At 43.0% G+C, this 24,119-nt stretch carries 19 protein-coding genes; 6 read left to right on the top strand and 13 right to left on the bottom strand.

The window, feature by feature from the left end; all coding sequences use genetic code 11:
* The 6 genes from B6N13_RS05725 to B6N13_RS05700 form a co-directional block, all read right to left on the bottom strand.
* Positions 1-993 carry a levansucrase gene (locus B6N13_RS05725; protein ID WP_169458788.1) on the bottom strand — a complete coding sequence of 331 codons (993 nt, stop codon included), beginning with the start codon at positions 991-993 and terminating at the stop codon, positions 1-3.
* 22 nt (positions 994-1,015) lie between these two features.
* On the bottom strand, positions 1,016-1,894 hold the full coding sequence (locus B6N13_RS05720) for a carbohydrate ABC transporter permease (RefSeq protein WP_011978067.1): 879 nt from the start codon (positions 1,892-1,894) through the stop codon (positions 1,016-1,018).
* Entirely contained in the window at positions 1,894-2,973 is a 1,080-nt protein-coding gene (locus tag B6N13_RS05715) for a sugar ABC transporter permease (protein ID WP_011978068.1), read from the bottom strand. Before B6N13_RS05715 ends, B6N13_RS05720 begins: the two co-directional genes overlap by 1 nt.
* Before the next feature lie 91 nt (positions 2,974-3,064).
* Positions 3,065-4,342, bottom strand: coding sequence for a sugar ABC transporter substrate-binding protein (locus B6N13_RS05710; RefSeq protein WP_211172791.1), 1,278 nt, complete (start codon positions 4,340-4,342; stop codon positions 3,065-3,067).
* Between the two features lie 107 nt (positions 4,343-4,449).
* Entirely contained in the window at positions 4,450-5,499 is a 1,050-nt protein-coding gene (locus B6N13_RS05705) for a LacI family DNA-binding transcriptional regulator (protein WP_100186368.1), read from the bottom strand.
* Positions 5,500-5,658: 159 nt separating this feature from the next.
* Entirely contained in the window at positions 5,659-6,699 is a 1,041-nt protein-coding gene (locus B6N13_RS05700) for a zinc-dependent alcohol dehydrogenase family protein (RefSeq protein ID WP_169458787.1), read from the bottom strand.
* A 140-nt stretch (positions 6,700-6,839) separates the two neighbouring features.
* Here B6N13_RS05700 and B6N13_RS05695 point away from each other — a divergent pair, with 140 nt between their 5' ends.
* The 3 genes from B6N13_RS05695 to B6N13_RS05690 all read left to right on the top strand — a co-directional run bounded on the left by B6N13_RS05695 (position 6,840) and on the right by B6N13_RS05690 (position 8,732).
* The gene (locus B6N13_RS05695) at positions 6,840-7,301 is read left to right on the top strand and encodes an Lrp/AsnC family transcriptional regulator (RefSeq protein ID WP_011978072.1); all 462 of its coding nucleotides are present in this window, start codon (positions 6,840-6,842) and stop codon (positions 7,299-7,301) included.
* A gap of 141 nt (positions 7,302-7,442) precedes the next feature.
* Positions 7,443-7,586 (top strand): hypothetical protein, encoded by a 144-nt coding sequence (locus B6N13_RS23305; protein ID WP_248280241.1) that lies wholly within the window; start codon positions 7,443-7,445, stop codon positions 7,584-7,586.
* Positions 7,587-7,610: 24 nt separating this feature from the next.
* Positions 7,611-8,732 (top strand): GGDEF domain-containing protein, encoded by a 1,122-nt coding sequence (locus tag B6N13_RS05690; RefSeq protein WP_248280240.1) that lies wholly within the window; start codon positions 7,611-7,613, stop codon positions 8,730-8,732.
* A gap of 63 nt (positions 8,733-8,795) precedes the next feature.
* On the opposite strand, the gene adhP is transcribed toward B6N13_RS05690, so the two are convergent.
* Together adhP and B6N13_RS05680 are read right to left on the bottom strand one after the other, a co-directional pair.
* Positions 8,796-9,806, bottom strand: coding sequence for an alcohol dehydrogenase AdhP (gene adhP / locus B6N13_RS05685; RefSeq protein ID WP_169458786.1), 1,011 nt, complete (start codon positions 9,804-9,806; stop codon positions 8,796-8,798).
* Positions 9,807-10,000: 194 nt separating this feature from the next.
* The gene (locus B6N13_RS05680; protein ID WP_011978075.1) at positions 10,001-12,004 is read right to left on the bottom strand and encodes an oleate hydratase; all 2,004 of its coding nucleotides are present in this window, start codon (positions 12,002-12,004) and stop codon (positions 10,001-10,003) included.
* A gap of 278 nt (positions 12,005-12,282) precedes the next feature.
* Between B6N13_RS05680 and B6N13_RS05675 the strand changes: the two genes are divergently transcribed.
* Positions 12,283-12,735: a PA2169 family four-helix-bundle protein gene (locus B6N13_RS05675; protein ID WP_169458785.1), complete on the top strand. Its 453-nt coding sequence runs from the start codon at positions 12,283-12,285 to the stop codon at positions 12,733-12,735.
* A gap of 278 nt (positions 12,736-13,013) precedes the next feature.
* Complete coding sequence (locus tag B6N13_RS05670) at positions 13,014-15,002, top strand: BCCT family transporter (protein WP_011978077.1); 1,989 nt, start codon at positions 13,014-13,016, stop codon at positions 15,000-15,002.
* Between the two features lie 616 nt (positions 15,003-15,618).
* On the opposite strand, the gene B6N13_RS05665 is transcribed toward B6N13_RS05670, so the two are convergent.
* The 3 genes from B6N13_RS05665 to B6N13_RS05655 all read right to left on the bottom strand — a co-directional run bounded on the left by B6N13_RS05665 (position 15,619) and on the right by B6N13_RS05655 (position 19,099).
* Positions 15,619-16,206: a cytochrome b/b6 domain-containing protein gene (locus tag B6N13_RS05665; RefSeq protein WP_169458784.1), complete on the bottom strand. Its 588-nt coding sequence runs from the start codon at positions 16,204-16,206 to the stop codon at positions 15,619-15,621.
* A gap of 201 nt (positions 16,207-16,407) precedes the next feature.
* The gene (locus B6N13_RS05660) at positions 16,408-18,066 is read right to left on the bottom strand and encodes a diacylglycerol kinase family protein (protein WP_083766307.1); all 1,659 of its coding nucleotides are present in this window, start codon (positions 18,064-18,066) and stop codon (positions 16,408-16,410) included.
* 163 nt (positions 18,067-18,229) lie between these two features.
* Positions 18,230-19,099 carry a LysR family transcriptional regulator gene (locus tag B6N13_RS05655; RefSeq protein WP_011978080.1) on the bottom strand — a complete coding sequence of 290 codons (870 nt, stop codon included), beginning with the start codon at positions 19,097-19,099 and terminating at the stop codon, positions 18,230-18,232.
* 135 nt (positions 19,100-19,234) lie between these two features.
* Between B6N13_RS05655 and B6N13_RS05650 the strand changes: the two genes are divergently transcribed.
* Positions 19,235-20,446, top strand: a complete 1,212-nt coding sequence (locus B6N13_RS05650; protein ID WP_169458783.1) for an MFS transporter — start codon at positions 19,235-19,237, stop codon at positions 20,444-20,446.
* Between the two features lie 31 nt (positions 20,447-20,477).
* Here the strand turns inward: B6N13_RS05650 and B6N13_RS05645 are convergent, their stop codons facing one another.
* Together B6N13_RS05645 and B6N13_RS05640 are read right to left on the bottom strand one after the other, a co-directional pair.
* Positions 20,478-22,016 carry an adenylyltransferase/cytidyltransferase family protein gene (locus tag B6N13_RS05645; RefSeq protein ID WP_169458782.1) on the bottom strand — a complete coding sequence of 513 codons (1,539 nt, stop codon included), beginning with the start codon at positions 22,014-22,016 and terminating at the stop codon, positions 20,478-20,480.
* 115 nt (positions 22,017-22,131) lie between these two features.
* Complete coding sequence (locus B6N13_RS05640; RefSeq protein ID WP_169458781.1) at positions 22,132-24,060, bottom strand: radical SAM protein; 1,929 nt, start codon at positions 24,058-24,060, stop codon at positions 22,132-22,134.
* Between the last annotated feature and the right edge of the window lie 59 nt (positions 24,061-24,119).

Genomic DNA, 24,119 nt, shown 5'->3' with positions numbered 1-24,119 from the left:
CTACTGTCCTTTTTTATTGTTATCGTCTGTACTTAACAATCCTTCATCATTCACATGTACTGCGACAGGATCTAAAATTTCACCAACAAAGCCATTTGGGCCTTGATCATGAAAACCTATGATAACGGGACCAGTATCGGTTTGTAGGATTCGTGCAGCATATCGGTAGCATGGTTCATCGCCGTCTAGGAACTCACTTTCTGGGAGGCTCCATGGCCCTTCAGGGTTGTCCGCAACCAAATAGTGATTACCAGTGACTGGTTTACCAGCACGAGCTTTTATAAAAGCATCGGCCCAATGAGAAGACGATGTGCAGAATAAGCAGTACCAACGGCCTTCAAGTTCAAACACTTGTGGTACTTCTAATTGGCCAAAGCCGCCAACAAAAACAGGTTTTTGTAGCTCCCAGTGATATAAGTCGTCAGAGGTAGCAAAGCCAATTGCGCCGCCAGCATTGGGTTCTTCAATGTCTGGTGCACGAGCGGTAAAATACATTAACCAGCCTTTGCCGTTTGGGTTTTTCATCACCCATGGGTCTCGCATCGCTCGATCATGCCAATGACCTACTTGATGTTGGTCTTCATAGTATTGGGCATTTTCGCCGATTATGTCTAAGCACAAGCCGTCTCCCACACGTTTCCAATTATGCAGATCATCGCTTATTGCGTGACCGACACGTTGATATAAACTTTTCTCGGCTAAACAGGTGCCAGTATAAAAGAGGTGATATAAGCCATCATCGTCTTTTACCACGCTGCCGGTCCAAGTTGTGGAGTCGTCCCAGGCTGTTGTTGTCGAAGGCTCAAAACAGGTGCCTAAATGTTCCCAATGGATCAAATCTTTTGATATCGCATGAGCCTGAGATACATTTAAATGGCGCAACTCAGGATCGATAAGTGACTTATCTGCTTGCAGGAAATAGCCATGCCAAACATCACCTTCTTTGTGATACCAGCTGTCCCATATCCATTTTTTTTCTAATGCTATTGTCATTTTTATTACTCCAAAAAAAAGCCTATCCTTTGACACCTGTCGATGCGATAGAGGCGATAAATGCACGTTGTAAAGCGAGATAAAAAGCTAAGACAGGCACAGTGATGATGGTGAGATATGCCATAACTTCTCCCCATGCCGTGTTCAATTGAAAAAAGTACTGTAAGCCAACTAATACCGGACGATATTGCTCTTGCTGCGTCACCATGATTGGCCATAAATATTGGTTATACATTGCTAGGAACTTTAAAATTGCGGCTGTGGCAATGATCGGACCAGACAAAGGCATAACCACTCTCCAGTAAACCTGCCACCAACTGCAGCCTTCTATTCGAGACGCTTCAATAAGCTCCTTAGGCAAATCTTTAAAGTATTGAGCGAACAAGAAAATGGTTAGACCATCGGCGATAAAGGGGATAATTTGCACTCGATAACTGTTTAACCAGCCCCAGCTAAAGCCATCTAATCCAAGCCAAGGCAATTTTGAAACCATCAACAACATTGGAATCGCAATGGTTTCAAAAGGCACAATTAGGGTGGCCAAAATAATGGAAAAAGCGATGCTTTTTCCTCGCCAGTTGAGGAATACAAACGAAAAACCTGCCATCGAACAAACTAGCAGACCAAGCACAACCGTCACGCCTGTTACAAGGAGTGAGTTCAGCATAAACATACCAATGGGAGCGCGTTCAAAGGCTGCTTTATAGTTGTCAAAACTAATGTCCCCAATGGGTAGAAACGCTCTAATAGAGGATGTATCTGCTAACAACTGTTGATCAGGTTTTAGCGACGACATCATCATAAAAAGAATCGGCGTGACAAAAATGAGCGCGATGAGAGTCAATACCATATAACGCACGATTAAGCGCAATGTTGGGTTGTCCTTATCTAGTTGAAACATCAGTTTTTCTCCCGAGTTAAGTAGCGCTGTAGTAGAGAAATACTCAAAACGAGTAGGAATAACACGACAGACATCGCTGAGCCTCCAGAAATATCCTGCTTTCCGTAACCGCGCTCTACTGCCTGATAAACAATAGTCTGAGTGCTATCCAGAGGACCGCCACTTGTCATCACATCGATCTGCGCAAATAGCGAGAAGGCTTGCATGGTAATGACGATTACGACTAATACGGCCGTATTACGTAAGCCTGGCCATGTGACGTAGCGGAATGTCTGCCAAGGACTTGCACCCTCAATTTTCGCTGCTTCATAGAGTGTTGGAGAGATAGTTTGTAAGCCTGATAGCCAGATAATCATGTGAAAACCTACCGCCTGCCAAATAGACATAGCCATGATTGAACCGAGCGCCGTATCTTGATTACCCAGCCAGTCCACCGCTTTGAAATGACCAAATGTGAGAGTATTCAGCACACTATTTAATAGTCCGTTTTGGCCGTCATAGATAAAACGCCATAACAAAGAGACGACCACGATCGATACAACGACAGGCATAAAATATATCGACCTGAAAATCTGTATGCCGCGTAATGGTTGGTTAATTAGTAATGCCAATATGAGTGCCAAAGCACCTTGAATAGGGGCAACAAACGCCACGAAGGTAAGGGTATTAACCAGAGCTTTCATAAACACAAGATCACTGGCCATAATCGCGACTTTTTGCTCCCCCCAAGAGAATGAGAACCACTCTTTCATCCCTTGTACATTGGGATAGTCTGGATTATTTCGGGTGAATTTTCTGAGTCTTGGGTATTTATTGTCTCCGTTCTTATCCACTAAAATGTTGCCACTAGCATCGATTTCAGGATCAACAACCAAAATGCCTACATCTAGCATATTGGTGTAGTTTTCTAACCCCACGAACTCTGCTGCGTTAGGTGACATCAAACGCTGATTCGTCAAAGAAAATGCAATTGCTAAAATAAATGGAATGACAATAAATAGAAGCATCAAGCCGAAACCGGGAGACGCAAACAGCCATCCTGTGGTGTTATGCCGCGTTAATATCGAGTTTTTTTTCATAAAAAATACCAGTATCGCTAGCTCTAAAATATTTTGCTAAAAGTGGGCAGGTAGAGAAGTTCTATACCTGCCAAGGATCTATCAAACCCCATTAATGGCTGTAGCCGCGGTTTTTCTCAATATCGGCATTAATTTCATCTGCTGCGCTATCTAACGTGTCCGCAACATCTGCACCATCAGCGATATCTGCTAAGGCTTTTTCAAAGACTTTTGCTTCAACAATATAGCCAGGAGTGACGGGGCGAACTAAGGCCTGTGCTTTGGATAGGGCATAAAAAACGGCCAAAGCTCCGCCTTGTCGATAATTTTTTGTTAATGCTGCCGCGGATTGTGTTGGTGGTATTACGCCAATGCTGTCTGAAAATGCAGCTAAGTATTTATCTTGAAGAGCAAATTCAATAAAGTCCGATGCGCCTTGTGGGTGTTTAGAGGCCGAAGAGACTCCGAATTGCCAACTTGCAGCACCTATTTTAGGCCCATGTCCAAAATCAGGTGCAGGTAAAAACAGCGCATCATCACCAAACTTATTTAAGTTTTTTAAAGCCGCCCAGTTTCCGTACCATTGCATCGCATATTTTCCCTCTAATAATCCTGTTTCATGGTCTGCTGGGTCTTGAGAGTTGCCTGGCGCATAGCCATTGACGAATAAGCTTTGCCACCACTCACCAAAGGCTATGGCTTCGGGGCCATTTAATGTACCTTCAGCTGTTTTATAGGTGGAACGATCAATCAGGTCACCACCGAAGCTTTGCAGAAATGGGCTAAATGCATAGGGAAACCATTCGCCACTTTCAGCCATACCTAAATCAAGCGGATAATCATATTTTCCTGTCGCTTTCAGCTTTTTAAGAACGTCGTTGAATTCTTCTTCAGTCCATGGTGAGTCAATTGTTGGTATACGAGCTCCGACTTCATTTAAGGTTGAGCGGCGTGTCATCATAGCGACGGCAGAGTCCCATAAACCGATTGAATACAGCTTCCCGTCCCAATAGCCTTTAACTCCTGGTAAAAAATCAGCAATTTTTGCTTCGTCGATTAATAAAGGTCGTAAATATCCTGCCCATGCCCAATTAGGCATCACTGGACCATCTACATCCAAAATATCTGGTAAGTTGTTAGCTAATGCGGCAGCAACAACAGAGTCGTTGTATGAACCTTGGGGAAATGACTCTAAAACCACATTCCAATCGTCTTGACTGTTATTAAAGTCATTAACAATTTGATTAATAACTTTCGCTTCAACTTTATTACCTGCGCCGTGATACCAAAGCGAAAGATCTGTTTTTGCAAAGGCGGAAGTCGAGACAAAAGCGCTCCCTAAAACACTTGCAGACAATATGGTTAATGCCAATTTTTTTGTTATTTTCATGTTTTTCTCCCATTTATATGAGCTATTTTTAAAATGACACCGATGTCATTTTAATTAAAAGAAACACATCGTAGCTCTGATGCGTTACTCGATAAATTTATTGGTGATTAAATCTTAAGTATTGATTGTCGCCAAATAACAGGACTATCAACGATGGTTATTGCTGAGTTTGGTGCTTTTTGGTCTTTACCATCAATCAACTTTAAAAGTTGTCGTGCCGCTTCTTGCCCAATTTCTTGATAAGGCAGATGTACCGTGGTTAATGCTGGGTACAAACCTTCAGTAATCGCAAGATAGTTATCATAACCTGCAATGGATATTTGCTCAGGTATACGGATACCCTTGACTCTTAAAATACCATAAAGCTTGAGTGCCATTTTGTCGTTACCACAACAAATAGCAGTAGGCGGACAGGCCAATGAAAGCAAGTGATCAATCGCGTCGATGATCAATTTTTCGTTGTCTAGTAGATCTAGTGTGTCTGCACATAAAACTAACTCAGGATCGTACGCAATGTCGTTTTCATGTAAGGCCTGTTGGTATCCTTCAAGTCGTTGATGCGTTGCGACCATGGATGGGTCTAAGGTCAAGTATGCAATTCTGGAGTGACCTTCTTTTATGATTTTATCCACTAAAGATTTTTGACCCATTTGGTCATTTGGAACCACGGATGTTGTGTGGTTTGTATCAAAGCAGTTTGCTAGTACAGTGTGGATGCTTTTACTGGCGATAGGTAAATCTATTTGCTTATGATAATTCGCCACATAAATAAGCCCTTCAACACGATGTTCTTGAAATGTCCGAATTAAATGAGACACCGATGCAGCAGAATCTCCTGTATCGGCGATTAATAACGTTTTACCAGAGGCTTGCATTACCTTTTGAATACCCTGAACAATAAATAAATCAGGCAAACCAGTGGGTGCATTAGATGTGTCAGAAAAATGAGAAATAGCACCTGTGACCAAGCCGATAAGCCCCGATTTATTTGATCGCATAGATCTCGCCGCAGTACTTGGAACATAGCCAAGAGCTGCAATGGCAGCTTCTACTTTCTTACGGGTCTTTTCTCCGACAGGAACATCATTATTTAATACGCGAGAAACTGTCTTTGGAGAGACTCCAGCGGCTTCTGCAACATCGTAAATGGTCGTCATTTTTATTCTTTTCTCGTTATGACATCGGTGTCATTTTTATTTAAAAATAAATGCCTGTCAACCTAATAGAGTATAAAAAGATCAATTTTCAAGAGCGATCTGAATAAAAAGAGCGCTTACTTTTTGAGTTAAGCGCTCTTTTTATAGATAAAACAAAGGTTAAAAGCTTGTGACGACAGTGACGCCCGGTGGGTTGATCTTGTCCATATTGGTTAGCGCGACAATAGATTCTTCCAAACTGATGGTTCGACCAAGCAGTTTCTCTGGGCTGAGTTTGCCTGATTTGATCATCGCCAGCATAGCGTCGTAACGAAATGCCTGCATACCATGGCTGCCGATGATTTCTAGCTCATGAGCGATAACCAGATTCATCGGAATCGGCGGTGTGGCTTGATCGGCTAATAACAAGCCGACCTGAACGTGCTTGCCTAGTTTTTTCAAACTTTTAATAGAGTTGATGCAAGTCGTTGGGTGACCTAAAGCATCGATCGATACATGGGCACCGCCGCGGGTGATTTCTTTAATCGCTTCAGCCACATCTGCCACGCTGGTGGCGTTAATTGTAGCGTAGGCGCCTAGAGCTTTTGCGAGCTCAAGTTTATCGTTTGTCACGTCCACGGCAATAACATTGGCACCAATACTGTTGGCAATCATGATGGCTGACAGTCCAACGCCGCCGCAGCCATGAACAGCTACCCACTGACCTGCGCTGACTTTACCTTGATCGACAACCGCTCTAAACGAGGTAACAAAGCGACAGCCAAGGCTCGCAGCAGTGGTGAAGTCGATCGTTTCTGGCAAAGTCACCAAATTCACATCCGCATGATGAATGGAGACGTATTCCGCGAAAGATCCCCAATGGGTAAAGCCTGGCTGAGTTTGATTGCCGCAGACTTGATGATTCCCGCCGTGGCATTCTGGACAAGAACCGCATCCACTAACAAAAGGTACGGTCACTTGGTCGCCTACTTTAAAACGCTGAACATTTTTGCCAACGGCTTCAATAATACCGGCAAACTCATGTCCGGGAACGTGTGGCAGCACAATGTCTGGATCGTGCCCCATCCAACCGTGCCAATCACTTCGGCAAACGCCAGTGGCTTCAACTTTGATCACCACACCATGATTTTCTGGTGTTGGATCTTCGACATTCATAATCTTTGGTGTGGTCGAAAAACTTTCGTAGACAACTGCTTTCATGGTTTGCTCCTTTGGTGCTCAATACGTCAGCTTAATAGACTACTTAATACACTAGAAATTACCTTGCTCTTTTCCTTGTGTATTAGAGAACTTAAGAAATACTATTTCAGATATAAGGTTAATTAGAGGGGAATCTTTCAATGGCGGCTTTGGATAAGGTAGACACTGATATTGTTCGGCGTATGCAGCAAGATGGTAAATTGACCAACGCGAAATTAGCCAGTGAGCTTTCGTTGAGTGAAACGCCATGTTGGCGTCGATTAAAACGCCTAGAAGAAGAGGGGATTATAACTGATTATCAGGCGAACCTAGATCGTCGTAAATTAGGCTTTGGGGTGATGGCCTTTGTGCAACTTACTTGCAACCAGCATGATGCAGAAACCACACAAACTTTCGAAGAAATGATTCAGCGTTGTGACAATGTTTTATCCTGTCATAACACCACAGGCGCGGCGGATTTTTTGTTGCAAGTGGTCGCCAAAGACTTGGATGATTACAGCCGTTTTGTAGACCAAGTGCTTAGAAAATTGCCCGGTGTGTCTGCGATTGCTTCGAATATTTCTTTGCGAGAATTGAAAGCATCAACGCGGTTGCCAATATAAATTTGGTGTAACAGAAATAGGTTAGTTTGCTATGTAAGAATGACGAGTCACGCAGTTACAAAATAAAATTTACATCTACATGGAGGTCAGGTTTGATAACAAGGATGAATAAATAAGTAAGCTTCAGAAAGGAGAGTAACATTGACAAATAATTACGATCATTTGATCCATATTAGAGATCATTCCGAAGTTGCCTTATATGAACTTATCCCTGATGTTGTGTGGATTTTTGACCTTGATAAACACGGCTGGTGGTGGGGCAATTCAGCTTCTCTTAAGTTTTGAGGATTAAACACACTTGAAGACTTGATGAATAAAGACTTGTCTGGTGATACCCAAGGCGCAAAGGATCGCACCGCTCAAACCTTTGAGCTGGCTGCGAAGTCAGGCTTAACGATCGACCCTTGGACAACCTATCCAAATGGAAAACCAAAAACTCTGTATATGCGTCATCGTGCGGTTTTGGTCGGGCCGGATAAACATAGAGCCATCATTGCGTTTATCAATGAAGAAGTAAATATTGGGGATATTCCAGAAAATCTATTACTGGTTGAAGCCATGCGCTACACCAGTGTAGTGGTGACTAGCTTCAGTTTTTCTGGTGATCCAATAATAGAGAATCCAGCCTCTACAGAAGCTTACAAACACCTATCAAGACAAAACACCTCAGAGGGGCAATCTTTTTTTACCTCGCGCTTTGCCAGTTTAGCAGAAGGTCAAAAAGTACTAGCACAGGCAATAGAAGAAAAAGGCGGACAATGGACTTGTGATGTTAACACCTCCGCAGGGCCACGTAAGCACAGCTTAGATGTACGCATGACACGTCACCCTTTAACGGGAGAATTTTTGCTGCTGATGTCTGAGTATGACGTTTCTGCACTACACACGGCTCTAGAAGCTGAGAAAGTGGCGCAAGATAAATTGCGACGGCTAGCACATTATGATGCCGTGACTGGAATTCCTTCATTACATTATTTGTTGGAAAAAGAAGGGGAATTGATCGCGAAAGCCAAACAAGACAACCATTTATTATCCATTTTATATTTGGATCTAGATGGCTTTAAACAAGTGAACGATAATCACGGCCACGAAGCGGGTAATCAAGTTCTTACTAGTATTGCTGAGCGGTTACATTCCCAAACTAAAGATGTTGGGCAAATCGTCAGAGTCGGTGGTGATGAATTTGTTATTTGGCTTGATCGTCTTGATGATCGTGATGAAGTGCTTAAATTAGCCAATATCATTCTAAATGTCGTATTAGAGCCAGTCATGATCAGTGATACGAATAAAACGGTACAAGTGAGTACTAGTCTAGGTATTGCTCATTACCCTGAACATGGTGAGGACATGAAGTCGCTTATACAAACAGCTGATAGCACCATGTATCGAGTTAAAAAACAGGGAAAGTGCGACGTACAAGTGGCAATTTAAATAATGAAGCCAACCCTTGATGGTTGGCTTCATTGCTTTTAGGGGCGGTTAAAAGACGAGAAATTACAAGGTCATTACAATACGGCCTGTAATTTCACCTTTTTCCATATCAGCGAAGATCTCATTAATATCGTCTAGGGATTTTTCAGCGATAATCGCTTTTACCTTGCCGCGTGCGGCAAATTCCAAGCACTCTTCCAGATCTTTACGAGTACCGACGATGGAGCCAACGACACTGACGCCATTGAGGACTGTGTTGAAAATAGGCAATGGCATGTCTTCTGGTGGTAAACCAACCAAGACACATTTACCACCACGTCGAACCACGTCATAACTTTGTCTGAAGCCCGCTTTGCTGACAGCAGTACAAACGGTGGCATGAACACCTGAGGTTGTTTCTAAAATCTCTTTAACAACATCGTCAGTTTTGAAATCAAAGAAATATTCCGCACCTAATGACATCGCTAACTCACGTTTGGCTGCGCCCGTATCGACAGCAACAACTCGAAAGCCCATAGCAACGGCGTATTGCACGGCTAAATGGCCTAGACCGCCAACACCAAATAGAGCTACCCAATCGCCTGGCTTGGCACCGGACACTTTGAGCGCTTTGTAAGTAGTTACACCGGCACAGAATAAAGGTGCCGCTTCAACATAACCTAAACCTTCTGGAACTTTAACGACATATTCAGCATGAGCTGCGCAATATTCAGCGTAACCACCATCGACGGAGTAACCTGCATTTTGTTGTGAAAGACACAAGTTTTCGTTACCTGTTAAACAATATTCACAATGTCCGCAGGCACTGTACAGCCAAGGAATACCGACACGATCTCCCAAGGCTAAATGCTTTACTGCACTGCCGACTTCGACTATTTCACCAACACCTTCATGACCTGGAATAAAGGGAAGTGTCGGTTTAACAGGCCAATCTCCATGACAAGCATGTAAATCCGTATGGCACACACCGCAAGCATGAATTTTGACGAGAACTTGATGTGGTTCAATCTTGGGTTTAACAACATCCTCAATTTTTAGAATGGCACCAAACTTACTGGCTACAGCTGCTTTCATAACAAACTCCATCTTTTATTTTTTTGTGCTGTTTAGGACAGCGTTATAGTTAAGAACACTTTCGTTTGCTTCTTAACTTTAAAAGTAACCAAATAAAAAACTTATCCATCAGTCCAATATGTTTGCATCACAGTACAATTTACATTTAAAACTAGTTTTTTTGCTTTTTTAATCTGATAACTTTTTGTTTTTAATCAGCTTTTATTTTTGTTGGATAGACTTTCTCTAAGCGAGCTAATCCAACCGCCGAACTTATGCATAACTGTGCTGCCTTTACCGAGTAGCTCATGCATCTCTTCTTCAAATAAAGATTGCTTGCTTTCCTCTGGTTCAGGTAGTGGTGGTAAAATGTGTGCGAAATAGGTTTTGTCGAGCAAGCGATGCAGCAGGCGTTCACCCATAAATGGCTTGCCACTATTGAGTGCTCTGGCGCCTTTAATCAAGTTACGAATATCGTACTGAGTCGGGCTAATATCAGGCACTTGTTTAGGAATGTTTAGTAGTTTATAAACACCAATTCGAGCGGTACGAATGGACGCTTCCATGGTGAAAATAATGTCGTTGCGAGTTTCTACAAACTGTCCAATTAAACCTAAATTAGTGCAACCTTCTGGCACTGCATGAGGGCGATCGCCAGCGGCTCGGGTCATAAATTGAGCTGTTATATAGGGCATGAGTGCGAGGCGTATTTTGGTATTGGCAACAATCTCATCAAGCTGATCTTCAATGCCAAGGTGATGACAAAGTTCAGTAAGGATTTCTTTACCGGTGCATTGCGCCATGGTTTTGTGTATACGATTACCTGGTTTATCCATCAATAAGCCATATACCCAAAGAACCAATGTATCCTCTGGTTGGTCTGGGAAATGAGGCTGGCGATTACAGGTGACACTCAACAGCCAGTTGGAATCGGTAATCGTGATGATTCCGCCCGTGACAGAACGACCAGAATAGGGATCGTTCACCGACAGGGTTTTTAGCTTGTCGATAAGAGGAGAAGGTTTGCAAGTCAGCGTGGCCGATTCCCAGATGGATTTATCCACATTACCGTAGAATTTTTCTGGCTTACCGAATACTGGCGATTTCTTCGCAAGATTTTTCCATAAGGTCCAGCCGCTTTTTTCACCCGGATCATGCTTGTCGCAAGTGAGCTCTGGCACGTTTTCCATATCGCCATAAGCCGTGTGTTCCGTCATTGATCCAGTTAGTGTAAAGACCAAATCGCCAAGCCCGACATGAATGTGTTTGGCTTCTTCTTTGCCTTCTTTGATGACAACTGCTCGAATACCGGTGACGGTTTTTTTATCGCCAGAGAAGTTGATATCAAGATCTTCCACCCGAGTGCCGAACTGAAAGGTAACACCTTTCTCGCGCAGCATATCTGCCAGCGGCTTAATAAAGGTATCGTATTGATTGTACTTAGGAAAAACCAATGCCGACATATCAGCAAAGCCATCGATAGAGTCGAGGAAACGATGCAAATACAGTTTGGTTTCCAATAGACTGTGGCAATTTTTGAAGGCAAACATAGAGCGGAAAAGGAACCAAAAGTTTGTTTTTAAGAAACCTTCACTGAAATAATCTTCGATACTGATGTCGTCTAATTCTTCCTTACGTTTTAGCATCAAACGAATCAGTTCCCATTGCTGGGATTTACTCAGACCAAAGTCCTTCGCGTCCAACAATTCGCCACATTTGTGCATTAAACGCGCTGCGGAATAGTTAGGATCGTTGTCATTAATAAGACGGTATTCATCAAGAATGGAATAGCCTTCTGGCAACTCGACTGCAGGTACATCTTGAAACAAATCCCACAGAGTATCGTAGTTCCAATTCATCTCACGACCGCCACGGATGATATAACCTTCTTCAGGATTACCCGCACCATCCATAGAACCACCTTCCACAGTCATTTCTTCTAAAATGGTGATGTTTTCAGCAGGCATGTGCGCATCACGAAGCAGATAAAAAGCCGCCGCAAGGCCGCCGATGCCACTGCCAACAATCCACGCTTTACGGTTTTGAATACCTGGAGTTGGCAAGGTTTTATGACGAGCATAAGGCGCAATAAAATCATAAGGCGGTAAGGTGTTTAACGCTTGGTGATGCCAATAATCGCGGGTGCTATCAGGTTCATGTTCGAATCCCTCTGGGGCAGTGGTAGAAATAGTAAACGTCGAAATGTCTTTATGACTCATCACATTTTTCCCTTCTTTAGGCGCATTAGTCGAAATGCTATGTGATCATAGTGGCACAGAAAAAGGTGGTGGAAACTGCGTTAGATCAAGGGTTGTGTCTTAATTTTTTATAAGAAAAAGAGGGGGTGTAAAAGAGTCTCTGCTTATTGCAGTAAATATGCAGTCTAAGTGCATCTCCTGAAATACGGTTGTTTTTAGTCGTGTCATCGTCAACTATGTATGCAGGAACACGAAATAAAAGAAACGTTAACTAGAACAATTTAGCTTAGGAGGAAAATATGCAAAATCAAACTGCACATGCCCACCACATTACAGACATTATTAAAGTAATGAACGGCGGTATTGAATTCTACCAAGAAGCGAAAACCAAACTAGATGACAGCACTTACAACGCTTTTTTTGATCGCATGATTGGTGCTAAAACGCAGGCTGATACAGAGCTACAACCATTCGCTATCGATCAGCAAGGTGAAGTAGAAAACGATACTGATAATTTGGTAAAAGCGCGTCAGGCTTATACTAAATTAATATCTAAAATCTCTAGTGAATCCACTGCTTTTACTTATGTTGACCAGCTAGAAGAAGTGGAAGATAAGGTACTTGAAGAGCTCGACCTCGCGTTAGAACGAAACCAAACGCAAGACTGTGAAGTTACTCTACGCCGCGTTAAAGTCAGAATGAAAGAGTGCCATGACGAAATGAAAGCTCTGCAAGTAGCAGCTCAGCATTAACAGTTTGTACTTGAAATAAACTGTATTTTCCAAAACGGCAGCGTCTTATTTCGCCGATTAGTATCCGTTTTTTAAAACGAGACCAAGGTGAAAATTAAGCAAAATAGTCGCTGAATACTGCTTTAATTCAAAAGCCAGCATTGACAGGTTAGGGGTCAATGCTGGTTTTTTTGTGTCTATTTAACGGGTTCACTTATGGCAATAAATGATTAGACATCTAATCATTTATTGCAATTATTGTCAGCTTTTGTCAAAGTATGCATAGAGGAGGAGCCTTTATGACCAATTCACAAAAGACGGCAACGGGTGCAATTTTGCTACCTGTATTTATTCCAACCGTTATTGTTACCCTATTTCTTATCGTTGGAACTCTAAGTAATCCAGAGCTTGCAGGGGAAGTATTTCAAAGCGCATTGGCTTGGGTGACTAAGACCTTCGGCTGGTTCTATATGCTGGCTACCGCGATTTTTCTTGTATTTCTTGTTTGTATCGGATTCAGTCGTTGGGGCAATATTCGCTTAGGCCCAGATCACGGCGACCCGGAATACAGCTTTCCTGCTTGGTTTGCGATGTTATTTTCCGCCGGTTACGGTATTGCTTTATTGTTCTTTGGCGTTGCTGAACCTGTCTTGCATTTCTCCCAACCACCTAATGCAACCGCCGAGACGATCGGTGCTGCTCGCGAAGCGATGCAAATTGCCTACTTCCATTGGGGCTTACATATTTGGGGCATTTACGGCCTGATGGGGCTGGTGCTCGCCTATTTTGCTTTTCGCCATGGTTTGCCATTGTCTGTGCGTTCGGCGCTTTATCCTCTGATTGGTGATCGTATTTATGGTCCTATTGGTCATATTGTCGATGTGTTTGCCATTCTCGGTACCTTATTTGGTTTGGCGACCACGCTGGGTTTGTCGGTTACGCAAATCAATGCGGGTTTACATTACCTTTGGGAAGACATACCGATTAACACCACGGTGCAGATCACTGCCATTGGTTTAATCACACTTGCCGCGATTGGTTCTGTGGTTGCGGGTATGGATAAGGGTGTGAAAAACCTTTCGATTTTGAATATGGGACTGGCTGTATTCATTATGGTGATTGTGTTTTTCGTTGGCCCAAGTATTCACATTCTTGATGCCTTCGTACAAAACACCGGCTCGTATCTGAGCAACATTGTTGAGCGTACCTTCAATTTACAGGCTTATACGCAAAGTGATTGGATTGGTAACTGGACGCTATTCATCTTCGCGTGGACTATCGCTTGGGCGCCGTTCGTCGGTTTGTTTATTGCCAAGATCAGCCGTGGTCGTACTATCCGTCAGTTTATTTTTGGCGTGCTTGCCGTTCCGACATTATTTACCTTCCTATGGTTTGCTATCTTTGGTGATACCGCTCTGTATTTGATTATGGAACAGGGCAAGGATGTTTTGATTGGCGAAGTACAAGCCGATCATTCTGTTGCGTTATTTCAGTTCTATGACTTGTTACCTTGGTCTACTTTTTTATCAGTGATCACGGTATTTTTAATTATTACTTTCTTTGTTACCTCTTCGGACTCGGGTTCATTGGTGGTCGATTCATTGGCTTCTGGTGGCGCACTAGAAACGCCAGTTTGGCAGCGTGTGTTTTGGGCGTCTCTTGAAGGTATCATTGCCGCAACCTTATTGTTGGCTGGTGGCTTAGGCGCACTGCAAACCATGAGTATTTTGGCTGCTTTGCCTTTTGCCATCATCATGTTGATTGCAGCACTTGGTTTATGGCGAGCCTTGGTAATCGAGGGTCATCGTGGAGCAGCCGTGGAGGCAGCAGCAACTCCAGGTCGAGCTTTCAGTAATGAAGGCAGCTGGCGCAAACGTTTAAGCACCTTGTTTAAGTTTCCTGGCGAAGCCAAGGTGACGCACTTTATTAAAGACGTAGTTGAACCGGCGATGGAAGAAGTTCAAAAAGAGCTGGCGATTCATGGGTGGAAAGCCAATATCACCAGAGAAGAAAACGGCGTAACTTTCCAGCTAGAGCGTGACGAAAAATTAGACTTCTATTACCAAGTTGTAGCGACGGAACATGAGATACCAGAGGCGCACAGTGAGAACTCCAAATACGATACGCATTGGCAAGCGGATGTGTATATTCGCAATGGTGCTCTGGGTTATGAACTATATGGCTGTAGTCAAGATGAAGTAATACGAGACTTGATTGACCAGTTAGAGCAGTACTTCAATTTTGTTGATGCCGCGCCGGGGCAATTACCTTGGAATACGGTTTCTTAGTTTAGATCTAAAAAAGCACTAAACAAAAAGCCAGCATTGACTCAACAAGAGTCAATGCTGGCTTTTTATTTTGTTAGTACCGATTTTTGCTTTGGATTTGACTCGTAAAAAAGGTGAGGGTATATTATTTTTTAAACAGTAATGATAATCATTTGTTTTATTTGAGAGAATGAGAAATATTGATACTGTTATGCTGCCCGAGATAATTTTCATTCCAGATAAAAAATCCCATGATTTTTTTGATAGTTAGTTTTTTAAATATATGGATGTATGGAGAAGAGCTAGATGGCTTTTTTGGCAATTAAAATAGTAAAAGTGATTATATTTTATATAGTCGTATTTATACTTGGGTATTATTTTATTTTTGATAAAAATATATCAAAAACATTACGATATTCTATTTTGACTAGTGTGGCTCTACTTGTTATTGACGTAGTATTCCCTACTTTTCTTTTGTATTTTTATCGTTATTGATTTATATATTAAAAAGTATGGGTTTAGTTTCTGATCCATACTTTTACCATGATTTAAAATAGTATTATTCTTAAAGTTTGGATGAATTGCAAAGCCAGCATTGACTCAATAAGAGTGAATGCTGGCTTTTTTGTTGGCAGCTTCATCCAGCCATACGAGCTAAAACTTTATCTTTGAACCAAAAGCGGTGTATTAGTGCCATTGCTATGTGGCCTATCATTAATCCTGCCAGTAGCCATGAAAGAGGGCTGTGTAATAGATCGGCAGGAGCAACCATCCACGCAATATGACGTTCTGCTTCGGGCAGCATGGTCATGCCATATAAACGTATTTCATAGCCCTCACCATACTGGCGTAGCAAGGCAATAGCGGGTAATAGAAGTAGTAATACATAAAAGGCTGCATGTACTAGACGCGCTAGCTTGCCATCCCAGCCTAGTGTTTTGGGGGGGCGTTGTTTTCTGTTTAGCCATGTCCAATATAAACGAACAAGGGTGACGACCAGAATCAGCAAACCTAATGACCCATGTGGGCCAATGTTAGCCAAGAATAATGTAACAGCGTTTTTTCCTGTTCCCCGCCAAGCTAACACTACGAAGAACTGTAATATGACGAGGGCTGCGGTAAGCCAATGTAACGTACGGCTGACTCTTCCGTAGTAATTTTGACTGTCTCGCCATTTTGTATCACTTTGATTTATGATGCCTGTGTTTTCTATATGAAACGTCATTGAATCTAGAGCTCCCTAATTTTTTAACCTTGTCCTGAAGTTTGTAACTCATGCTAGCGGTTAAAAAGCTTTGTATAAAAGAGTTTGATTATAACGATAATTGTTATCATTTGAAGGCGTTTGTTGTGGAAATTATGACACTAAAACGAGAGTCTAATGAAAATTAGGCTCTCGTTTTAGTGTTTTGAAAGGATGGTAGAGCTAGCTAACTACCGATTCAGGCACGATGACGCTTAAAGATTGAGGTCTGACGACCACTTCTAGCTTCTCTGCTTCACGCTCTTCGCCATCCACTACATAGTGACCAACTTGGCTTATATCCACTGTGACACGCTGTGCAGAACGGTGAAAGATCCCATTGTTGCCTTCAGGGCTATTGCTGTCTTCTGGTAATTCGCTATCTTCGTTTCTGTCACCCATACCTAGCATGGCTAATTCTGCTAAGTTTAATATTTGCATGCGTTCTGGGTCTAACCAAGTTAAATCCAATTCGCCATCCATGATATTCGGCACACCTTTACCTTGTGCTAACAAAGTGGTGATTGGCGCTGCGTTAGCAATGGTTAAACTCGGAGTTTTGATGGTAAACGGCTCTTCGTTATTGAGCTGTACGGTAAACTCATAGACATCGTTTTGCCCGATGGCTTCCCATAAACCTTTCAAATAGGCAAGTTGCCCGCTAGTGTTCTTTTTACTACGATCGGCTTTTTCAATCATTTGTTGTTCAAAGCCAACACCAGCCAGTAATAGCATTAATTCGCCATTGCAGGTTGCGGTGTCGATGCGTTGCTCGCAGCCGTCGATCAAATTCAAGCAGATTGTTTCCAGTGGGGCGATTTTCGACATAGTGCCGCACAATACATGGCTTAAGGCGTTAGCGGTTCCAAATGGAATAATGCCCAACTTGATATTTGTGCCTACCATTGCGGCAGCAACCTCGGTGACGGTGCCATCTCCTCCACAAGCAATGATCATATCTGGTGAGGCTTTGACAGCTTCTTTGGCTAGATCAGTACCGTTTATTTCCGGTGTTGTTGTTTTTACCGTGATATCAAAATAGGCAGATAAGTAACGCAAGATAAGGTCTTGTTGTTCTTCCCATTGACGCGTACCAGACACTGGGTTGGCGATTAACCAAGCCGAGTTATGAACCACTAGCAGCTTATTATCCAAAGCACGTTTTAAATACTTAAACTGGCGCTTATTCAAACGAGCTGTTTGGCGTATTTCACGTATTTTATCCATGATATCGCTGGGTGACGATTTTGGATTCTGGCTGAGTAAATACGCCGCCATCATAAATACCGAGCGGCCACGGCCCAAAGCACAATGCACTACAACGGAACGTCCCGTTTTACGATGCGTATGTATCCAGTTTAGCGCACGATGTATTTGGGTATCGGAGGGAACTGAATGGTCAAGAATAGGGACGTTTAAATAATCCACATCGGCTTGGTATAACATCCAATTCAAAGAGCTGAATTCAGCCGTTACATCTAATACTGCACTGATGTTCTCGCTTTTGATTTGGTGAATATCAGAAGGAAACAAACGTCTCGCAAGGTATAAACCTTCGTCTATTTTTTGCAGCGCAGGAACAGAGTCCGTGCTTCTCGCCCAGCTGTTATAAAGTTGCGTGCTCCATAAAAATGGCATAAAGACCCAACGAACATACACGGGTACAGTGCCATCGGAGCGTTTGCGAAAAATGGTGGGCTTATTAAGAAGGTAGGCAAGACTGACAGTGAAAAAAGACAAGGCGAACCATGCCCAAGCTAGCTGAAAATAGATGTTGTTGGTCATGATAGCCAACACAACAAATACAGCAGTAACCAATAAATAATAGTTTGGTTTAAACAATACAACTCTCCTTAGAGCCCAGCCATAGTCTAAACAGGGTACCACACCGCTTTGTAAAATAAAGGCAAGGAAACGTGATTGTGCTAGGTACTTCAATATATGCGACTAGAAAAACATGATCTACCTACTTTCGCTTCTTCTTACCTGTTTTGCTGCTTCATGATTAGTCGTTCCGCGTTATGGCTTGTGGATTAAATACATTGTTTTCCACAATGATTTTTTCTAAGCGCAGCGTGGCTTCATTGGCCTTTTCTGAGGTAAAAAGCGTGACCTCCATATCAGGAAGATTAGGCAAATTATCATAGATAACTAGATCCTCTTCTAAGGTATGGTAGGGAATAATGGCAACGCCAATGCCAGCTCGAACTGCGGCAATAACACCTGAGCGACTCTGGCTAGTAAAGGCAATCCGATAAGGGATTTTGGCTTTTGTGAGTGCTTCACAGGCAAATTGACGATGCTTGCAGCCTTCTGCAAATACCACTAATGGCAATACCGCTTGGGTGTGAACAAAGTGGTCCTTTGAGCCGACCCAAACCAACTCATCTCGACGTAATCGAATACCACCTTCTGTATCCGCAAGCATCTCTACCAGAGCGATATCCAGCTTGCCTTTTTCCAGTAAATCCACCAAATAATCTGGACGATAATCACAGAAGGCTTCTAGCTCCGCTTCGGGATAGCTCAAGATGAAATCCTGCAAAATTGGAGCAAGTGTTCGACTTGCATATTGATCATGGGTGCCAAGGCGAACCACGCCGCTGATCTCTATATTTTGAAAAGATCCCACGATTTGATCATGCAGGTTTAAAAGTTGCTGAGCATGTGCTCTTAACTGCACACCAGCAGCAGTCAATCGTACGCCATGTTGTCCCCGTTCCATTAAAGGATTGGTGATCAGGCCTTCCAAACGATTGAGTTGCATACTCACAGTAGATGGCGCTTTATGCAATTGCTTGGCTGCCTCTGTCAGATTCAGCGTCTCTGCGACCACCATGAAAGTACGGAGTAAGTTTATTGGTAAATCACGCATTGTTTAGTTTTCAATAAAGTTGAACGTAGATTTGAATGTTTATCGATTTACCGAATAAATGCAAGCCACTACTATAGCGCGATTGATGTTTTTTTATACACGTCTTCCATGGGTGTTTTAGCAAGGAGTGTTGCGATGCGTATTCCAATAACATTTGGCTTCAATCAGGTGATTAGCCATGGCTTTGGTATTTTCTTGTTTGCAGCGTTGGTTCCAACGATGCAAAGTACGCTTGATATTAACAGTTGGCATCTCGCTCTTGCAGGGGCGTTAACGCAAGTGTCTTACCTTGTTGGGGCAATGTTATTAGGTGTGATTGGACCACGATTAGATTCTGCTCACTTATTATTAATTACGGGCACTCTTACCACGTCTTTATTGTTCACCATGGCTTGGCTTGATAATACGATCATCATGATATTTGTCCTTACTATTATGGCAGCGAGCGCAGCGATGAGTTGGGGCTCGATTGTTGAGCTGGTGACCCGATATGGCCGTGCAGATCGTACGGCCACTAACCTTTCTATTGCCTCAAGTGGCACAGCTTGGGGGTACAGTGTTAACGGTTTAATCATTCTACTAATTGTACCTCTACTTGGCTGGCGTAGCGGTTGGGTAGCAGCTTCAATATTTGGGCTGGTGACTTTGTTGGCTACTTTTAGTTTGCTCAAAAGTGTTCGTTCTAAAGCGCAAGATCAAGAGATAGATGTCACTTTTGCTATGGGGACGCGACAGCTATTTAAGACTGTGTTTAGTGAGCGCACCGCTTTTCTTGCTTGCTTGATATTGTTGCTAGTTGGCGCGTCAACCATGACGTTTACCACTTGGCTGAATACTTATCTAGCAGAATTGTCATTGCCGCCAGCATTGGGCGGTTACACTTGGGGGATCATTGGTTTAACGGGGATGATTGCTGGCTTTTTTGTCGGTAAATTGGCGGATAAAAAAGGCCATGGCGTTGCGCTTTTGAGCATTTTCGGAGTGTTTGCCTTGGGACTGTTGGTTTTCACTTATCGACCAGCGCAATTTGTCATGATCGCAGGCTTCGGCTACGGCATGATGTACTTTCCTATTTGGGGGGTTATCGCAGGTTGGGTAAGCAAGCAGTACTCTTCAAAAGCAACCATGCAGATTAATGGTATTGGCATGGTTGCTTTTGGCCTGGGCGGTGCGTTAGGTAATGTTTTGGCAGGGATTGTTTATGATGCAGCGGGCAGTTTATCAAATGTATATTTATTGATCTGCGGGCTGAGCGTCGTGCTTTTTGTGGTGGCAATCTATATTTTCTTGCATGATCGTCAATCCAATAAACCACATGCGGATAGCTTTCTACAGTCTGAAATATAATAAGAATACAGGTACTTAATTTACTAGCATTTTAATGGTCCGGCTTTGGTGTATGCATTGATTCATAATAGTTTTGATGCATGCGTTTTTTCAGTATAGTCGTGGATATTTCCTGAGTTTTTGGTGCGTAGAGAACAGTAATTTGCATCGAATTAAGTATGGCTTCGAGCTTTTGCCAACGAGATGAACCTTGCCATTCTTCACCGCATACGACGGTATCTATATCAAGACTTTTAATCCATGTTGCTGCGTTTTCTGTATCATCCATCCGAGCGAGAACCAATTGCGCATCATCAACTTCTGCTAGATTTTCTATCAATGTTTTTCGTTCTATTTCTGTTTGAATTGGTCCATACCCTTTACTCAATAAAGAGAAGCTGTCAGGTGCGACCCCAACGATTAATTGCTCACCTTTGGATTTTGCATAGCGTAGATAATTTAGGTGACCTATATGGAAGAGATCAAAATACCCAAGAGCAAGCACCCGCTTTTTGCGCTCGCTGATTTTAGGGTTATTGATACTTGATATGTGATTCGCAAGCTTTTTTAAAAAAATATCCTGCGGCAGCTTGGTCGTTAAAGAGTCGAGTATGCGTTTGCAAGGCTCGATATTGCTGTTACGCCAATGTTCATAAAGACGTGAATAAGCATAACAGCGATGCAACCAAGAGAGGCCTTTAAGATTATAAGCACATACAATGGTATCGAAATACGGGTCTTCCTGCTTCCAATTTGGGCCATAGAGCGACTCCAAGATAGATTCAGGTGATGTTAAATAATAAATTGGCCCTGCAGGAGATACTTTAGACAACAGAGATATAGCAGGAAAATAGGTAATGCGATTCCAATCAAAGGGCACCTCTTTCATCCATAATCCAGATATAGCTTCTCCTGTTGCTTCGTTAGTTCCATAGCCACATAGATCAACAATTAACCCAGATGAATGACGAAAACAGCGTGGGTTGATTAGATTGTAAGATCTTGAGAACTCAACCCAGCCGTTTGATTCAAGCAGTTGGATGGCTTGAGACATTTGTATCCAATCAACACCGATATCAATGTCTTTGTCATTTGGCAGTAATGCACCAGATCGCTCAAGACCTAGGAGAGTTCCTGCGGTTGGAAAGGCATAAATTCCCGCGGCATAAAATTGAGCTAATACTTGCCAAAGTAACTGAAGTGCCATGTCTGAATCAAAATTGATAGCCTTAGGCTTTGGTGTTCTATGTTTAGTCTCTACTGAATTTATCGGCTGTTCCCCTGACCACTTTGCCATTAATGCTTGATAAAACGATCGAGCAGCATCTGGTAGTTTGCCCGATTGTAGATAGCATTGACCAAGAATGTGATGACCGTCTGATAATGCGGGAAGTAGGTTCAGCAGGGTGTTCAAACTTTCTATATGGTTTGACCCATTACCTTTCAAAATACCCAGCTGCGCCAAATAGAGCTGACAAATACCTTGATCTGGATAGCTAGTCGCAAGCGCTGTAAATCGCTCTTCGGCGGCATCATAATTTTGTTGCTGAAAAAGAGTAATCGCATCTTGAAGTTGTTGATCAAAAGACATTTTACTTACGACTCAAAGTAGAGGGTTGATGCATAGTATAATAATCTATTGTTTGGAAGACGAGTTCACCAAAAACAAATACTAAAAATGACCAGAACATGGGCCACTTGAAGTGTTAACTACTAACAATCAGATCGTTCAAGGCTTTGGATATCAGGTCTTTTTTCACCAAAGTACGTTTAACGGGTTTATCAAACCAGAAGTCCATCGTTTGATCAAAACCTATACCATGCATGTAGTTGTAGAGTGCTTTACGCAATCCGTCCCCCAGCATGTCGTGATCTGTCCCTGTTGGGTCGGTGAAATCCACGTCGTTTTCTGCGAACAAAATATCAGGGCGTTCAGCAAGCGTAATGCCGTATTCTTCTGGATTAATACCAATCGGACTATGGGCTGTGGCTGCGAATCTATGCCAGAAGGCAGATTGGAAGCATTCTTGCGCCATCATCTGACGTACCATTTCTAGGGCATCAATGGTTTCTTGTTCGGTCTGTGTTGGGAAGCCATACATCAAATAAGAATGCACCAGAATACCCACATCACTGAAGGCTTTAGTGACACGCGCCACTTGTTCGACACTGACGCCTTTTTTCATCAGCTTGAGTAATCGATCTGACGCCACTTCCAAACCACCACTGACGGCGATACAGCCAGAATCTGCTAACAACTGACAACGCTCTGGCGTAAAAGTCTTTTCAAAACGAATATTACCCCACCAGCTGATCACCACGCCGCGTTCGATTAGACGTCTTGCTAAAGCAAACAAGGCTTTTGGCGGAGCCGCTTCATCGACAAAATGGAAACCTGTTTGTCCTGTTTCTGCGATCAACTCTTCAATACGGTCCACCAATATATCGGCACCAGCAGCGTCGTAGCGGTCGATATAATCCAGTGTGACATCACAAAAGCTACACTTACGCCAGTAACAACCGTGGGCAATGGTCAACTTGTTCCAGCGGCCATCGCTCCAGATGCGGTGCATCGGGTTGAGCATCTCACACAAGGATAAGTATTCAGTTAACGGCAAGCCATCGTAAATCGGCGTACCGACATCGGTTTGAGGAATGTCATGCAACTCTGCATTTTCGTTGTAGTGAACGTAAGACTTACCATTTTCGTCTTCTGCTAGGAAGTAAGTACGTACTAACTCGTCAATTTCTCGCTTGCCGTCAAAGAATTCCAGCAAGGTCATAAAAGGCCGTTCGCCATCGTCTAGACAGATAAAATCGACAAATTCGAACACTCGAGGGTCACGCAAGGCACGCAGCTCAGTGTTCACAAACCCTCCACCCAGTACGACTGGCAGATCAGGATTAATGTCTTTACAAGTTTGCGCAATTCGCAGTGCACCCAACATATTGCCAGGAAAAGGCACGGTTAATGCCACCACGCTTGGCTGAGTTTCTTCCAGATATTGCTCGACTAATTGCTCTAAAATCTCAGAGCTAAAGCTTGGCTCACCCATCAGTGTATTGTATAGATCATCGAAACTTGGGTTGGCTGCGGCTAAACGCTCACCATAACGACTTACTTCAAAATACGGATCAACGCCTTGCGTGATCACAGCTGACAAATCATTGATAAACAAAGTGGCTAAATACTTGGCTTTGTCTTGCACGCCAAGCTGACCAAAGGCGGTTTTGAGAATATCGCCCGACACGGCTTCCATTTGGGCAATGGCGTCGAACGCTGGGCCTTCTGGCAAAAAACGACGCGAGACAATACGTAAAGCAAGACTGGAATCTTTGCCTTGTAAAAAGCGAATAACTGGTTCGACACAAAGGCGATAACGATCAAATTCCGCTAAAAAGGTAAAGATAGCATCGGGTAGTTCATCGTCTTCAAATGACTCGAAGTTTTCTTCCACATGCTGGCGAATAATATCCAGAGCTGGTGAAGTCATCATCTCAAGGAACAGCTCAATGGCCGGATCTCGTTGCGTCGCTTCATAGCCCCGAGAGCGCAAAAAGCCAGTCAGATACGCCGTTGCTGGATACGGCGTATTCAGTTGCGTCATGGGTGGGGTCATCAGAAGAACGGTCATAGCCTGCCTTTGCATGTATTAGCGGATAAATAATGCGACATTCTAGCAGTAAAAGAAGC

This window comes from Marinomonas sp. UCMA 3892, assembly GCF_012726345.1.
Classification (GTDB): Bacteria; Pseudomonadota; Gammaproteobacteria; order Pseudomonadales; family Marinomonadaceae; genus Marinomonas.
The sequence above is the reverse complement of the archived record's forward strand: the minus strand, read 5'-3'. Positions and strand labels throughout refer to the sequence as shown.

What these genes read in the sequence shown, in the direction of transcription:
- B6N13_RS05710 (WP_211172791.1), bottom strand. Translation starts at nt 4,342, where the DNA reads ATGAAAATAACAAAAAAATTGGCATTAACCATATTGTCTGCAAGTGTT.
- adhP (WP_169458786.1), bottom strand. Translation starts at nt 9,806, where the DNA reads ATGAAAGCAGCTGTAGCCAGTAAGTTTGGTGCCATTCTAAAAATTGAG.
- B6N13_RS05640 (WP_169458781.1), bottom strand. Translation starts at nt 24,060, where the DNA reads ATGACCGTTCTTCTGATGACCCCACCCATGACGCAACTGAATACGCCG.
- B6N13_RS05700 (WP_169458787.1), bottom strand. Translation starts at nt 6,699, where the DNA reads ATGAAAGCAGTTGTCTACGAAAGTTTTTCGACCACACCAAAGATTATG.
- B6N13_RS05675 (WP_169458785.1), top strand. Translation starts at nt 12,283, where the DNA reads ATGCAAAATCAAACTGCACATGCCCACCACATTACAGACATTATTAAA.
- B6N13_RS05680 (WP_011978075.1), bottom strand. Translation starts at nt 12,004, where the DNA reads ATGAGTCATAAAGACATTTCGACGTTTACTATTTCTACCACTGCCCCA.
- B6N13_RS05665 (WP_169458784.1), bottom strand. Translation starts at nt 16,206, where the DNA reads ATGACGTTTCATATAGAAAACACAGGCATCATAAATCAAAGTGATACA.
- B6N13_RS05695 (WP_011978072.1), top strand. Translation starts at nt 6,840, where the DNA reads ATGGCGGCTTTGGATAAGGTAGACACTGATATTGTTCGGCGTATGCAG.
- B6N13_RS05715 (WP_011978068.1), bottom strand. Translation starts at nt 2,973, where the DNA reads ATGAAAAAAAACTCGATATTAACGCGGCATAACACCACAGGATGGCTG.
- B6N13_RS05725 (WP_169458788.1), bottom strand. Translation starts at nt 993, where the DNA reads ATGACAATAGCATTAGAAAAAAAATGGATATGGGACAGCTGGTATCAC.
- B6N13_RS05690 (WP_248280240.1), top strand. Translation starts at nt 7,611, where the DNA reads ATGAATAAAGACTTGTCTGGTGATACCCAAGGCGCAAAGGATCGCACC.
- B6N13_RS05645 (WP_169458782.1), bottom strand. Translation starts at nt 22,016, where the DNA reads ATGTCTTTTGATCAACAACTTCAAGATGCGATTACTCTTTTTCAGCAA.
- B6N13_RS05720 (WP_011978067.1), bottom strand. Translation starts at nt 1,894, where the DNA reads ATGTTTCAACTAGATAAGGACAACCCAACATTGCGCTTAATCGTGCGT.
- B6N13_RS05650 (WP_169458783.1), top strand. Translation starts at nt 19,235, where the DNA reads ATGCGTATTCCAATAACATTTGGCTTCAATCAGGTGATTAGCCATGGC.
- B6N13_RS05655 (WP_011978080.1), bottom strand. Translation starts at nt 19,099, where the DNA reads ATGCGTGATTTACCAATAAACTTACTCCGTACTTTCATGGTGGTCGCA.
- B6N13_RS05705 (WP_100186368.1), bottom strand. Translation starts at nt 5,499, where the DNA reads ATGACGACCATTTACGATGTTGCAGAAGCCGCTGGAGTCTCTCCAAAG.
- B6N13_RS05670 (WP_011978077.1), top strand. Translation starts at nt 13,014, where the DNA reads ATGACCAATTCACAAAAGACGGCAACGGGTGCAATTTTGCTACCTGTA.